This is a genomic window from Paenibacillus sp. TY11 (genome assembly GCF_059772165.1).
Map to the genome: position 1 here is coordinate 87,955 of NZ_JCBAIQ010000007.1, position 13,420 is coordinate 101,374.

The following is a 13,420-nucleotide window of genomic DNA, read 5'->3' on the forward strand; positions in this document are numbered from 1 at the left end:
ATTCATACTACGTATCTGAACATCAATTATATCTGATGGTGCTGAAGGGACGCTCGCGGTCATCATTTTTCCGACTGATCCGTGGTGCATGAACTTCCCGTACGAACAGCTCAGCGTGTAGCAACTTCTTCTCAACAGGCGAGCCCGGGTTCGTTATGCGCCATAACAACTGGTCCACCGCACGCATACCCAGCAGCTCCTTATCCACTCTCACCGTGGCAAAAATCGGCATTTGTTCATTCGTATCGTCAAACCCGGTCACCCCGCAGCGCCTCGGAACGTCAATCCCCTTTCCTTTCAGCACATCCACTACTTCCGTAGCAGTCACATCATTAGCGCATACAAAAACCTCCGGCAGTTCGTCCTCAGACAACTTGTCCATTTCCTCAGCAAGCGCCTGCGCTCCCCCGTGAAGAAGGGCTTTGTTCTGCCGTAATTCTATTCCGCTCATTTCCAGTGTAGAACGAAAAGCTTCCCAACGTTCATAGAAACTGTGAGCGTCGTCAATATGACCCACAAACTGAAAGCGGGTATAGCCCCTGCACAGCAAGTCCTTCATTAATTCACTCATGCATGTGCGATTATCTGTAAACACCGTATCACTTAAAAATGCAGAATCCCAATGATCTACCATGACGACCGGAATACCCATCCGATAAATGTTCAGCAACAACGAAGTTGAAATCGTCCCTACTGTGATAATCCCTTTGATCGCCTCCGGGTTTAGTAAAGAAAACATATCTTCAGTCGAGGGCTCCGTTAACGTGATCATATCCATTCCCTTTCGGTTCAGACGCTCGGAAATCCCTTCAAATACAGGTCCCCAGTACCTGGATTCCCTGTTCTGGTGCCGAATATTTGGAAATAATACCAGCACGGTACCCGACCATTCCCTGGTATCTGTGTCTCGAGGCTCTACCCCCGTCATTTTGGGATGACTGCGAAAATAGCCCATCTGGGCAGCAAGCTTGACCAGTAACGCTCTCGTCTCTTCACTTACACCTGGCTTGCCTGACAGTGCACGCGAAACAGCGAACTTTGAAACGCCCGCCGCATCCGCAATTTCCTGCAACGTTACTTTTCCACGCATTTTCTCACCCAACCCTATTCGGAATCTTTTTCTACCTTAGCCCTTCTAAATACACGGGTGTACCTATAAACTGGTACCATCGTAGCATACTTTGTTTTAGATCATCAAACGATAGATTTGCACAAATCCACACCTTTCACCAAAATATGTTTGCTTAATGAAAAAACAAACCACATAACAAATAATCATAAATGACTTGACGTAAGGTTCTTTATTTCCTACAATTCACTATTGAAAGCACTTACATTATGTAAATCATACTTATTAAGGGGGATTTGCAAATGTTCATGAACAGGTCGATACGACAAAGCTCCATCCTGCTCCTGACTTTGCTGCTGCTCATTACAACGGGCTGCACGAACGGAACAGGCGGTACGGCAGAAACGGAAGATCCCGATGACACCAGTCCCATTACATTTACTTTCTTTGGCGGTGATTCCAGCTCCAACTGGAACAACATGAAGGATGCTGTCGGGCAGGAAATTACCAAAAAAACGGGCGTTACGCTAAATGCCGAACATGCTGTCAATGGTCGAGGCGAGGAAAAGTTTGCTTTAATGGCTGCGAGCGGAGAGTACCCTGATCTCGTGTATCCCAAAGGAGACATTGGAAAGCTGGTCGATGCCGGGGCACTTATTGACTTAACCGACCTGATTGACAAATACGGCCCTAACATTAAGAAAGTGTATGGAGACTATTTTAACCGTATCAAATATAGTAGTGAAGATCCGGCCATCTACACCATCCCGACCAATTTGGGCGTGGATCACATCGCATTTGATGCACAAGCCGGCTTCGAAATCCAGCACCAGGCACTTAAGAAACTCGGATATCCCAAAATCCGTACCGTTCAAGATTTTGAAAAAGCACTTAAGGACTATGTCGCCAAATACCCTACCACCAATGGGCAGCCTACCATCCCCCTTTCACTTGATGCTGAAGACTGGAAAATTCAAATTACTGTGACAAACCCGGCGGTTACTGCTACAGGTGGACCTGACGATGGCGAATATTATATTGATCCTAAAACACACAAAGCCATTCTTCACTACAAGCGCCCAGAAGAACGTGAATATTTCCGTTGGTTGAACCATATGTACAATGAAGGACTGTTGGATAAGGATACTTTTGTGCAAAAAAGTGATCAGTACAAGTCCAAAATCGCCGCAGGCCGTGTCATCGGACTCATTGATCAGGAATGGAACTATCAGGATGCCGAAAACGCGCTCAAGGCAGCAGGTAAGGATGAATTCACTTACGCCCATTTTCCGGTCACTTTAAATGAGAAATACGAGGATCATTCCCTCCAGCCCATTGGCTTCGATACCGCATCCGGGATCGGAATTACAACCTCATGCAAAAATCCGGTGCGAGCTATCAAGTTTCTAGATTTTCTGGCCTCCGACGAAGGACAAATTTTACGTAATTGGGGAATTGAAGGCCAGCATTACAACGTAGAGAACGGCAAACGAGTCATTCCGGCAGCTGTGCAACAACGTAAAAACACCGATAATGCTTCTTTTAGCAGAGAGTCAGGTATCGGTTTGTACTGGATATGGGGGCCACATTACGGCGATAGCGTTAAGGACCCTTCTGGCAACTATTACACAACCAATTATCCGGAGATGATTACTGAAAATTATAGTCAAGCCGAAAAAGAGTCCCTTCAGGCATACAAAGCCCAGACGTGGAAAGACCTCTTCCCGAACGAAAAGGATTTTCCGGTAAAAGAGTGGGGTGCTGCCTACAATATGCCTGTTCCTACCAATACGAACTACAATGTCATTTATCAGAAGTCGCAGGACATTGTACGCAAACGGATTCCTGAAGCCGTACTCGCCAAGCCAGATCAGTTCGACGTCGTTTATGACCGCATGCTCCAAGAGCTGGATCAAGCGGGTGTGCCAAAGGCTGAAGAAATCTACACCGGTCTGATTCAAAATCGGCTGAAGCTGTGGTACGGGGAGAAATAGGGTTTGCTTTTTTAATGAAATAGGATAGGGGCTGACAGCCAGATGCTGTCCAGCCCTTTTACATTAAACATTCTGTTTGGTTTCTTTTTCTCTACAAGAATTATTTTTCCTTGACACCCGATTGACGTAAAACAATAAAAAGAGCGGAATCAATGCAATCCCGCCACATATCACCCAAGATATTTGAATCGGCGTTTGATCGGAAGACAAATCCATAAAATTACGGCTGATGATGCCTGTCACGATTAAACCTACACACATACCTAATTGTGAAATCGCAGAATCCAGAGATAATAGTGTAGAACGATACTCATTAGAGATTCTTTTGTTCAGAAAAATTTGTTTGGCAACCGGGTACATCCCGCGCCCAATCTCATAGATCAAAAAGGTAAGCAGTACAGGATAAAATGTGTTGAACGCACCGGCTAAAATGAGCCATATCCCAATCATCCCGCAAGCATACATGAGTATATGTACATCATTGTATCGTGCGCCTAGCTTTCGAACCAGGTAGCTTCCCAAAGTCATACATAGTGAATAGCCTGCCTTGATAAATCCCATAATCCAAATCCCTTGTTCGGAAAGGCCGACCAGACGTGGCTGTTGAAAAGTATTCCCAGCCGAGTTCGAAAAGCTGATAAATAAACCAATCATAAACACAATCCAGATCGACTTATTGGCCAAACCGATACGGACGCTTTCTCCTATAATCGTTTTAATTCGAGCAGTCGATGCCTTTCTCTGTACTAGTTTCTTCTCATTCATGTAAAAGCAACAGATCAGGATAGCCACTACAATAGATAAGATGCTGGCCACCCATGGCAGTGAGTAATTGAAAGTGGCCAGAAAAGCCCCCAACAGACCACAAATAAATCCCGAAATGTACTGTATACTGTTAGAGGTTGTAAAAAGAACTTCCATGGGCTTATCACTATTTTCCACAACCCAGGATTCCAACGAACCTGATTGTAAACATATAGCCAGGCCACCAAAGACTTGCGCGAAAACAAGCACCCCGATATGATCTGTCCAAACGAACAGTACACTATAGACTAGAAAACAACAAAGTCCCAAAATAACAGAAATTTTTCTTCCATACTTGTCTGCAATAGCCCCCGTTGGTATTTCAAACAGAAAAATACTTACAAAGAATACAACCAGTAAGAAGTTCGCACTCTGCAGAGAAAGTCCTTTAGCTAATAGAAATAGGATGAGCGTAGTCCCCGTAATCTCACTCATAAAAAATTGAAGAAAGCTGACGGAGTAAAATAGCTTATGTGGTTTCACTCTCAGGATTCCGTCGCTTGCTCCACGGCATCGTACTCACTTCGCAAAATCCCCATCTGAATAATGTCATAGTATTGGCCTTCTCTGAATAGCTTTTCCCGTAGCCGACCTTCTTCCTTGAAGCCGCAAGCCAGATAGCAACGGTGTGCACGTTCATTGTAAGCATAGACCTCCAGCTCCAGCCGATGCAGGTTCAGCGTATGAAATGCAAATTTTTGTAACAGCCGGATCGCTTCCCGCCCATAGCCTTGGCCCAGGTCACCGTCACGTCCGATCACAATTCCAAGTGTGGCATGCCGATTCACCCAGTTGATTTTAAATAAATCCAGTTGTCCGATATAGTCCAGTGTGTCTTTATGTGCAATGACAAAACCTTTGATCTCGGAGTTACCGTCGATCATCATCTGTACAAAGGATTCGCTATTAACCTGAGAATGAGGATAGATAAAAATATCGCTTAAACCATGAGTGATTTCCGGGTCATTGACCCATTTTCGGATATTGGGTACATCTTCTTGACGGTATTCCCTCAATACAATTCGTTCTCCAATGATATGCGGCATCGTAATCTTCCCTCCAGTATGTATTTGTTTTGGCAACACTAACTTCCCGTCAACACACTTTACGCTTCCATTACTCTCACAAACTCCATAAAACGTGTACCTTTATAATGAAGCTCCCCACGATCCCCGATCACAATCATACCGAAGTCCGTATTCTTCACCTCCAGCTCCTTCCGTTCACCCCCTTCAAACTCAAAGGTGATATAATAATATGTCGAAAAATGATTACAAAAGCAATAATGCCAAACACGAGGAAAAGGATAACATTAAACGATTGAAATTCCATAAAAGCACTTTCCATCGGCTTCATCCTTTCTACAGTAAAATGTAAATTTTCCATTCTATTGCCCATTGACAAATGGTACATCTTCACCCTCAAAAACTCCAATACTTTTTTTACATACTTACGAAAAAAAAGTTCTTTCGCTCTTTTCCGCACCCCGCTTGGAGTTATACCCGATCTGGGCCCTCTGATCCCCTCTGGACCGATTGACAAAACTATATATAGATATAAAATAGAAAATGTACTCTAAATATAGTGTAAAAAACGTATTTATGCCCGATATCTTGAAGATACAGGTATGAAAATACATGTAAATATAGAGTCAAAAATTTTAAATGGCACAGCCAGCAAGGGATTACAGCTATGATGGGTCTCGGGCAATGCCGTTTTCTTTTTTTCGTTAATTGTTAAGGAGGATGCATACCATGCTGATTGCTTATGATTCCAAGACCGGCAATGTAAAAAGATTTATAGGAAAGCTCAAGCTACCGGCGGTTCAGATCCAGGAGCAAATGACTATAGAAGAACCTTACGTACTCATTACATATACAACGGGGTTTGGCCAGATACCTGAGAGGGTATCTTCCTTTTTGCAAAAAAATGCCAAAAACCTTGTTGGTGTAGCTGCAAGCGGCAACCGTAATTGGGGGGAGAGCTTTGCCAAAAGCGCGGATTTGATTGCCGATCATTATAATGTCCCCGTGATTAGTAAATTTGAATTATCTGGAACGTTCGGAGATGTAGAGCGTTTTAAACAGGAGGTGAGCCGAGTTGCGGCATATTGAATTGAACAACATGTTGATGAAACGCGATACAGACGGCTTTTTCCAATTGGAAAAGGACCAAGAGGCTGTAGAAGAATTTATGAAGGAAGTTCAGGAACGGAGTTTGAAGTTTGCTGATACAGCCGCTCAAGTGCTGTATATGATTGAGAATGATTACTACGAAAATTTCTATAACAGCTATACTGCTGACGAAATTAATGATATTTTCCATATCACTCATAGCTATCATTTTAAATTTCCTTCCTATATGGCAGCATCCAAGTTTTATACCGATTATGCAATGAAGAGTAACGACCGTAAAGTCTATCTGGAACATTATCCTGACCGGGTTGCTGCTGTCGCCCTGCATTTGGGACGCGGTAACGCCGATACGGCACGCCTGTTGTCCCGCTCGATGATGGAGCAACGTCTCCAGCCAGCGACACCAACCTTCCTGAATGCAGGCAAAAGCCGCCGTGGGGAATTGGTATCCTGCTTCCTGCTCGAAATGGACGACTCCCTGAACTCAATCAACTATGTGCTGAACACCTGCATGCAGTTGTCCAAAATCGGGGGCGGTGTTGCGGTCAACTTGTCGAAGCTGCGGGCACGCGGCGAAGCGATTAAAGGCGTAGAAGGCGCAGCAAAAGGCATCATGCCTGTGCTGAAACTGATGGAAGACGGCTTCTCCTACGCGGATCAAATGGGTCAACGTAAAGGCTCTGGCGCAGCCTATTACAACATTTTCGGATGGGACGTACTTGAGTTCCTGGATAGTAAAAAAATCAATGCCGACGAAAGAGTACGCCTAAAGACCCTTTCTATCGGATTGCTGGTGCCAAACCGCTTTTACAAGCTGGCTCAAGATAATGAACCGCTGCATGTATTTGCTCCTTACAGTGTGTTCAAGGCCTATGGAACTCATCTGGACGACATGGATTTGGACGAAATGTACGATACGCTGCTCGCCGACGATCGGGTGAAGAAAAAAATAGCGATGAGCGCGCGTGACATGCTGACGAAAATTGCCATGATTCAGTTGGAGTCTGGCTATCCATATATTATGAACAAAAGTAACGCGAATCAGGCGCATGCTCTTAAAAACGTAGGTCAAGTCAAGATGTCGAACCTATGCACGGAAATCTTCCAGTTGCAGGAAACTTCCGAAATTACAGATTACGGCCAACAGGATACCATCCGCCGGGATGTTAGCTGCAATCTGGCTTCCCTGAATATTGTCAATGTGATGGAGCATGGCAAAATCCGAGAGTCCGTTCATGAGGGCATGATTGCTCTCACCTCGGTCAGCGATATGACACATGTGGCTAATGCACCGGGTGTTGCCAAAGCGAACCGCGAAATGCATTCCGTGGGTCTGGGTGTCATGAATCTGCACGGCTACCTTGCCAAAAACAAAATTGCGTATGAAAGCAATGAAGCGAAGGATTTTGTCCGCACTTTCTTCATGACGATGAACTATCATTCCATTGAGAAAAGTATGGAAATTGCGAAAGCGGCTGGACAAAGCTTTTATGGGTTCGAGGAATCGGATTATGCAACTGGCGTGTATTTTGACCGATATCTGAACACAGATTACCGTCCGACAACTGCACGTGTGCAAGAGCTGTTCAAGGGTATCTATATTCCGACTCCAGCGGACTGGGACAAGTTAAAAGCAGACGTAATGAAGAACGGCCTGTACCACGCCTACCGTATGGCGATTGCACCAACTGCCAGCATTTCGTATATTCAAAATGCGACGTCCAGCGTCATGCCGATTGTCGAGCAGATTGAAACACGTACCTATGCTAATTCGACTACTTACTATCCAATGCCTTATTTGCAAAAGGATAATGTATTCTTTTACAAATCCGCTTATCAAATGGACCAGTTCAAAGTGCTTGATCTGATTGCAGAAATCCAGCCTCACGTGGACCAAGGAATTTCGACAGTGCTTCATGTGAACAGTGACGTGACTACGCGTCAGTTAGCGCGTTGCTACCTGTATGCCGCACACAAAGGACTTAAATCGTTATACTACACACGCACCAAAAAGCTGTCTGTGGAAGAGTGCCTCACCTGCTCCATCTAAAGCATGAATGGTAACAAGCTGTAGTATAAAAATTAAATTTTGAATAGATATGGATGCTTTGCATTAGAAGCTGTATCCAGCGTGTGGTTCAGACCTTTACGGGATTGGACAAGGCTCTCGCGGATACAGCTTCCGTATGTCAAGCATACGATGATTCGCCTACACCATTTCATTGTGTGTTTCCAGGGAATCTCGCAAGCTGAAGGGAGAATGCTAACAATGACAGGTATACAAGCTGTAAACTGGAACCGCTCGGACGATGATTTCACACTGATGTTCTGGAACCAGAACATTATGCAATTTTGGACGGATGATGAAATTCCGCTGTCTGACGATAAAATGTCCTGGGTAACCCTCAGTGATATCGAAAAAGAAGCCTACATGAAGGTGCTGGGCGGCTTGACGCTGCTGGATACCATACAAGGCGGCGTGGGTATGCCGCAAATTATGGAGCATGTGGACGGGCTGCAACGTAAAGCCGTATTAAGCTTTATGGCGATGATGGAGCAAATTCATGCCAAGTCGTACAGTAGCATCTTTACAACACTGGCCTCCACGGAAGAAATTGACGGTGTATTCCGCTGGGTGGAAGAAAATCCGCATCTCCAAACCAAAGCAGAAACCATTCGTCAGTATTATATGAATATCCACACACCCAAAGACCTGTATCTCGCGATGGCGGCCTCGGTGCTGTTAGAAAGCTATTTATTTTATAGCGGCTTCTTCTATCCTCTCTATCTGGCGGGTCAGGGCAAGCTGACATGCAGTGGAGAAATTATCGATTTGATCCTACGGGACGAAAGTATTCACGGTGTGTACGTAGGTGTACTGGCACAGGAGATTTATGCAGAATTGGATGAGGAAGAGCAACGTGATCTTTATCAGACACTGGTAGGCTTGTTGCGCTACTTGCACAATAACGAGGAACAATACACCGAGCAAATTTACGCCCCTATTGGGCTGGTGGATGATGTTAAAGTCTTTTTACGCTACAACGCCAACAAGGCCATGATGAACTTGGGCTTTGATCCACTGTTTGAAGAAGAAGAAGTCAATCCAATTGTGTTCAACGGCATCAGTACCCACACCAAGCAGCATGATTTCTTTTCTAAAAAAGGAAATGGCTATGTGCGTGCAATGAATGTAGAGCCGCTGACCGATGATGATTTTAATTTTGGTGTATAAAATATCCGTATTTTATTTAATGAATACAAAAGCCCATTCCGCATGTCGGAGGGCTTTTTGTCGTTCATTGTAAACCTGCCACTGATAGATGGTTGCTCTATAAAGCTGGCTTTGCTTGAAAAAATAGCCAAGATGGCGAATACTATATATATGCATATTTAATTTTAAAAAGGTCAGCCTGAAGGAGCGATAGCTATTGAAGGAATTTGAATATACGAACACACTTCCACGTAAAGAAGATTTCTTTTCACTCTATGAAACCACAGGTTGGAACGGCAATGGAATCTATACTCCGGAAATACTCTACCGTGCGATTTGTAATAGCTGGTATGTGATTACTGTCTATGAGAACGATCATTTAGTTGGGTTTGGTCGCATTCTTTCAGATGGGGTCTACCAAACTTTCATTTGTGATTTAATTGTTCATCCTGATTATCAAAACAAGGGGATGGGACGAGCGATTTTAACTCAGCTTCTCGAAAAGTGTAAATCCAGCGGAATCAGGTGGGTCCAGTTATCGAGTGCAAAAAATAAACAGAGCTTCTATGAAAAATTTGGTTTTCAAGAAAGATCTGCTGACGCACCAGGGATGCAGCTATTCTTTGAATAATACTAACGTTATGCCAAACCGCTAGAACGAGGGCATTCATGAAAAAAATGGCCAGATCGCCTAAATAACGAAATCTGACCGTTTTCCATTGTTTATGACCGAGCCTCTGTGAAAATTTGAAAGGTGACACCAAACTTATCTGTGACATTCCCATAGGCCGGACTAAAATGGGTTTCTTGCAAAGGCATCCCCACCTGTCCTACTTGCTGTAGAGCATCAAACATTTTTCTGGATTGCTCCACACTGTCGGTTGTAATACAGATGCTCACCTGGTTCCCGCTGCTAAACGGCGATCCAGGAAAGGTATCAGAAAACATAAGCTCTGTCTCACCAACTTTAAGAGTGGCATGTCCAACACGTTCCTTGACCTCAGCGGGAATGGGAAAATCGGGGTTTTCCGGCATTTCCCCAAAGGTTTGAATAAAAAGCAGTTGAGCATCCAATGCCTTTTCATAAAATTCGATTGCTTCTTTTGCATTCCCATCCATCGTGATGTAAGGAATCAAACGCTTTGACATCTTCAACACAGCTCCTTCATGTTCAGGTGAGTTTACCCAGCCATTTCTCCTGTATTATATACAAAACTTGTCAAGAAAAACAGCTCTGTATTCTTAGCTTTCATCCACCTGAACGCCAAGCTGCTTCAGCTCTTTTATCGCTTCTGTAACGCCACGCTGTGGATGAAGCGCGGAGATCATCTGTGTAGTGATTGGAGCACCGTCCTTGTCCATGCGCACTAAAAATTCATTTGTCGCTGCTTATGTCTTTCAAGCTTCGCCTGCTCAACCACCAGCCGAATAAACGGTCCTTTGGCTTCGGTATACGCGGCACGGTCATATTTGAATTGGTACGCCAAATCTTTTTTTAAAGTATCATACGCTTGCAGGCTCTCAGGATGCGCTTTTAAGTAATCTCTGAACAATAGATGGTTCTTCCATTGCTCACCTTTATACTTGTAAATATGCAAATGATGAGTCCCTGCTCCCCATTCTCCACGTCGAAAGAAAGCACTCTCTGGAAAATCAGGCTTATGTACATATTCATATTGAATACCTAGTAAGCGCTCTCGATGTTCGGATTGAATACTTGCCAAATCCTCCACTCCAACCATAATATCAATAATAGCCTTGGCTCCCAGACCAGGAACGGACGTACTGCCCATATGCTCTATGCCGGCACATACATCCCCGAGAGCCTCTATAATTTTCGCTCGCTCTCGCGTATACTCTTCCACCCACTGCGGATCATACCCGGATATCTCCACCTGCGAGGACATACATGAATACACCTCCACTAATTTTCTAAAAATGCCTTCTGATCGTGCTTAGCACAAATCAGAAGGCATTCTCTTATTCAAATAAAAAATCATTCAGTAACTCCAGCCCTACTATCCGGCTTCTCAATCACGATCAGACAGGTACTGTCTGGCAAAGGAATCGGCTGGCCCTGTTCATCCGTGAACTCAACACGCCTGGATAGCGCTTCGGCATAGCCCTCCTGCAAATAGTGGCGGCTCACCCGAATAATCGCTTGTGATCCAAGGGTGTTACGAATACACTCTTCATACTGTGAAGGGGTAAAATAACCAAACTGCTCCTGCACTTCATGCACATAAGCTTCCGCCCCCCATGTATAGGTGTATAGAAATTCCATCGCATCGTTCACTGGCAAAACAGCCTCATGCTCACCCACACGTTCTATTTCAATGTGGCGACCCGCAAAATCCTTGGCATACCGCATCAGCCATTCCATTCCATCCGGCTCCAAGAATCGAATCCGTCTGCGTTGCTCTACTGGTTCGGTCATAATACCGTCACGAATGATGATACGCCCGCCGGGTGCAAGCACACGATAGGCACTCTGCAAAGCAGCCTCCACCGTTTGTGGATTGAACCGAATTCCATCTCGTTCGATGTAGGAATACAGCTCGTGAAGAATCGAAGAGAAAATGACCGTGTCCATGCTCCCCGTCTCCACAAATTCCTCCAACCGGAGCGCATCTCCTTTGATAACATCCCAACGATGGCGCTCCAATTGCTTTTTACGTTTAAGTGCCTCAATGACATTCACAGAAATATCAAGACCTAACGGCTTCGCGTCCGGTCTTTCCTGTTCGATCAGATCCAGCAGCACACCCCCGCCAGGTCCAATATCCAGTATGCGGGTTCCAGTCACGTAATCCAGAATGACCCTTTTATAATCTACGGTCTGGTTCATATCTGTAAGGTACGTCTCCTCATTGTGAAAGCGATCATAAGCATCGCGCCGTAATCCAAACAGATCAAACAGCAGCAGGACTGCTTTGTCATACAGAGGTGTTTTTTCTGCCTCAATACAGAAGTCGATCAGTCTCTCAGCCGCAGATGAAAATACAAAATTAAAAAATACAGTACTCGGCAGCTCCTCTTTATGTTCCACGATCACACTCAAATGAGGATTATGCTTTCGTCTTCCTTTTGAAATGTCCTGCCAGGACAGCGCGCTTAAATATTTTTCAATCATTCGTTTTTTGTATACGTTAATTTTCTTGACACCACGATAGTCATAATACATCGTATTCATGAGCGATTCGAAACTGATATGGCGTACCGTTGCAGGTTGTTCCTGCCCCGTGCCATCCCTCAACGTGAGTAAGAATACCTTTACCAGTTCTTGAAGTGAAAAATCCTGCAAAGCTGATTCTACATACCAAAGTGTCCGATTCTCCAACGGAGCCAGCGCCTTCTCTACATTCAACTCACGCTCCAGCTCTGCGTAAGCCTGCTCGAACGGTTCCCCTTCATGAATAGAAACCGACCGCAATCTCTCCAGTCGCTCCTTCACACTCCAGACTACAGGTGCGTTATCCCATGCAACCCAGGCGATCAGCTGCTCCACTTCACTACGTACCTGTTCCCATAATGCAGGATCTACCCCGGCAATAATACATTCGTTCAGTGCCCGTAAAACAAGCTCCAGTTCCTCAGAGCTCAGCCAGCCCTTACGAATAATTTCGAGCAGCAGTCGATTTTCCGCAAAAGGAATTTCTCCGCGTATATATTGCCCGATTAATCCATGCGTCTCAATCAGAATCCGGGTCATGCTGTTACGCGGGTAAGCAGGGGACTCTGCTTGAGCCTGTCTGACATACAGTTGGGAGGAGCCGATATTATGTACAAATAAATTAATGCCCTCCTGCTGCCAGCGCAGCCGCTCGCGGACTGTGCCTCCTTTAGCTGTCTCAGACCATACCAACACATCCTCCAGCAGCTCTTTAACCCAGAAAGACAATGGCAGTCCGTCCAAAATAAGCAACGTGCGCTCCACATAATCCAGTACAGGATTGGCATCCTTTAACTCACCTATGGATCGAATGCGTTCCAGATTAACAATACGCTCCTCAGCCGAAACAAGCAGCTTTAGCCAAGTCGGTGTATCCCAGGCAAGATCATTTTCTTTCCTGTAGTTAGCAATGGCTTTTAACGATTGCAGCATTTTTATCACCTCGTGTGATTCGGATTCGGTATGCACAGGAGACTATGGTAAGACATTTAAATAATATCTTGTATAAACTACACTTTACCATACATTTGC

General features: G+C 44.8%; 13 protein-coding genes. 5 read left to right on the forward strand and 8 right to left on the reverse strand.

The window, feature by feature from the left end; all coding sequences use genetic code 11:
* Positions 1-22: 22 nt before the first annotated feature.
* Positions 23-1,090, reverse strand: coding sequence for a LacI family DNA-binding transcriptional regulator (locus AC6EJC_RS09370; protein ID WP_444953737.1), 1,068 nt, complete (start codon positions 1,088-1,090; stop codon positions 23-25).
* Between the two features lie 281 nt (positions 1,091-1,371).
* On the opposite strand from AC6EJC_RS09370, the gene AC6EJC_RS09375 reads away from it, so the two are divergent.
* A complete protein-coding gene (locus tag AC6EJC_RS09375) occupies positions 1,372-3,063 on the forward strand; it encodes an ABC transporter substrate-binding protein (RefSeq protein WP_444953738.1) in 1,692 nt (563 codons plus the stop codon).
* Between the two features lie 63 nt (positions 3,064-3,126).
* Here the strand turns inward: AC6EJC_RS09375 and AC6EJC_RS09380 are convergent, their stop codons facing one another.
* From AC6EJC_RS09380 to AC6EJC_RS09390, 3 genes are read right to left on the reverse strand one after another with little or no spacing between them, the layout of a single operon-like run.
* Entirely contained in the window at positions 3,127-4,350 is a 1,224-nt protein-coding gene (locus AC6EJC_RS09380; RefSeq protein ID WP_444953739.1) for an MFS transporter, read from the reverse strand.
* A gap of 2 nt (positions 4,351-4,352) precedes the next feature.
* A complete protein-coding gene (locus AC6EJC_RS09385) occupies positions 4,353-4,913 on the reverse strand; it encodes a GNAT family N-acetyltransferase (protein ID WP_444953740.1) in 561 nt (186 codons plus the stop codon).
* A 59-nt stretch (positions 4,914-4,972) separates the two neighbouring features.
* On the reverse strand, positions 4,973-5,074 hold the full coding sequence (locus tag AC6EJC_RS09390; RefSeq protein ID WP_444953741.1) for a DUF2500 domain-containing protein: 102 nt from the start codon (positions 5,072-5,074) through the stop codon (positions 4,973-4,975).
* Positions 5,075-5,621: 547 nt separating this feature from the next.
* Between AC6EJC_RS09390 and nrdI the strand changes: the two genes are divergently transcribed.
* From nrdI to AC6EJC_RS09410, 4 genes are all read left to right on the forward strand, one after another.
* Complete coding sequence (gene nrdI / locus AC6EJC_RS09395) at positions 5,622-5,981, forward strand: class Ib ribonucleoside-diphosphate reductase assembly flavoprotein NrdI (RefSeq protein WP_444953742.1); 360 nt, start codon at positions 5,622-5,624, stop codon at positions 5,979-5,981.
* Positions 5,968-8,052, forward strand: coding sequence for a class 1b ribonucleoside-diphosphate reductase subunit alpha (gene nrdE, locus AC6EJC_RS09400; protein WP_444953743.1), 2,085 nt, complete (start codon positions 5,968-5,970; stop codon positions 8,050-8,052). Before nrdI ends, nrdE begins: the two co-directional genes overlap by 14 nt.
* 219 nt (positions 8,053-8,271) lie before the next feature.
* The gene (gene nrdF / locus AC6EJC_RS09405; RefSeq protein WP_013370558.1) at positions 8,272-9,237 is read left to right on the forward strand and encodes a class 1b ribonucleoside-diphosphate reductase subunit beta; all 966 of its coding nucleotides are present in this window, start codon (positions 8,272-8,274) and stop codon (positions 9,235-9,237) included.
* A 196-nt stretch (positions 9,238-9,433) separates the two neighbouring features.
* Positions 9,434-9,847: a GNAT family N-acetyltransferase gene (locus AC6EJC_RS09410; protein ID WP_444953744.1), complete on the forward strand. Its 414-nt coding sequence runs from the start codon at positions 9,434-9,436 to the stop codon at positions 9,845-9,847.
* 92 nt (positions 9,848-9,939) lie between these two features.
* Here the strand turns inward: AC6EJC_RS09410 and AC6EJC_RS09415 are convergent, their stop codons facing one another.
* The 4 genes from AC6EJC_RS09415 to AC6EJC_RS09430 all read right to left on the reverse strand — a co-directional run bounded on the left by AC6EJC_RS09415 (position 9,940) and on the right by AC6EJC_RS09430 (position 13,321).
* A complete protein-coding gene (locus AC6EJC_RS09415; RefSeq protein ID WP_444953745.1) occupies positions 9,940-10,365 on the reverse strand; it encodes a VOC family protein in 426 nt (141 codons plus the stop codon).
* Between the two features lie 93 nt (positions 10,366-10,458).
* Positions 10,459-10,584: a hypothetical protein gene (locus AC6EJC_RS09420; protein WP_444953746.1), complete on the reverse strand. Its 126-nt coding sequence runs from the start codon at positions 10,582-10,584 to the stop codon at positions 10,459-10,461.
* Complete coding sequence (locus tag AC6EJC_RS09425) at positions 10,584-11,123, reverse strand: GrpB family protein (RefSeq protein ID WP_444953747.1); 540 nt, start codon at positions 11,121-11,123, stop codon at positions 10,584-10,586. Before AC6EJC_RS09425 ends, AC6EJC_RS09420 begins: the two co-directional genes overlap by 1 nt.
* Positions 11,124-11,212: 89 nt before the next feature.
* On the reverse strand, positions 11,213-13,321 hold the full coding sequence (locus AC6EJC_RS09430) for a class I SAM-dependent methyltransferase (protein WP_444953748.1): 2,109 nt from the start codon (positions 13,319-13,321) through the stop codon (positions 11,213-11,215).
* Between the last annotated feature and the right edge of the window lie 99 nt (positions 13,322-13,420).

Coding starts and splice junctions, on each gene's coding strand:
- AC6EJC_RS09370 (WP_444953737.1), bottom strand. CDS start 1,090: ATGCGTGGAAAAGTAACGTTGCAGGAAATTGCGGATGCGGCGGGCGTT.
- AC6EJC_RS09375 (WP_444953738.1), top strand. CDS start 1,372: ATGTTCATGAACAGGTCGATACGACAAAGCTCCATCCTGCTCCTGACT.
- AC6EJC_RS09385 (WP_444953740.1), bottom strand. CDS start 4,913: ATGCCGCATATCATTGGAGAACGAATTGTATTGAGGGAATACCGTCAA.
- nrdI (WP_444953742.1), top strand. CDS start 5,622: ATGCTGATTGCTTATGATTCCAAGACCGGCAATGTAAAAAGATTTATA.
- nrdF (WP_013370558.1), top strand. CDS start 8,272: ATGACAGGTATACAAGCTGTAAACTGGAACCGCTCGGACGATGATTTC.
- AC6EJC_RS09415 (WP_444953745.1), bottom strand. CDS start 10,365: ATGTCAAAGCGTTTGATTCCTTACATCACGATGGATGGGAATGCAAAA.
- AC6EJC_RS09425 (WP_444953747.1), bottom strand. CDS start 11,123: ATGTCCTCGCAGGTGGAGATATCCGGGTATGATCCGCAGTGGGTGGAA.
- AC6EJC_RS09430 (WP_444953748.1), bottom strand. CDS start 13,321: ATGCTGCAATCGTTAAAAGCCATTGCTAACTACAGGAAAGAAAATGAT.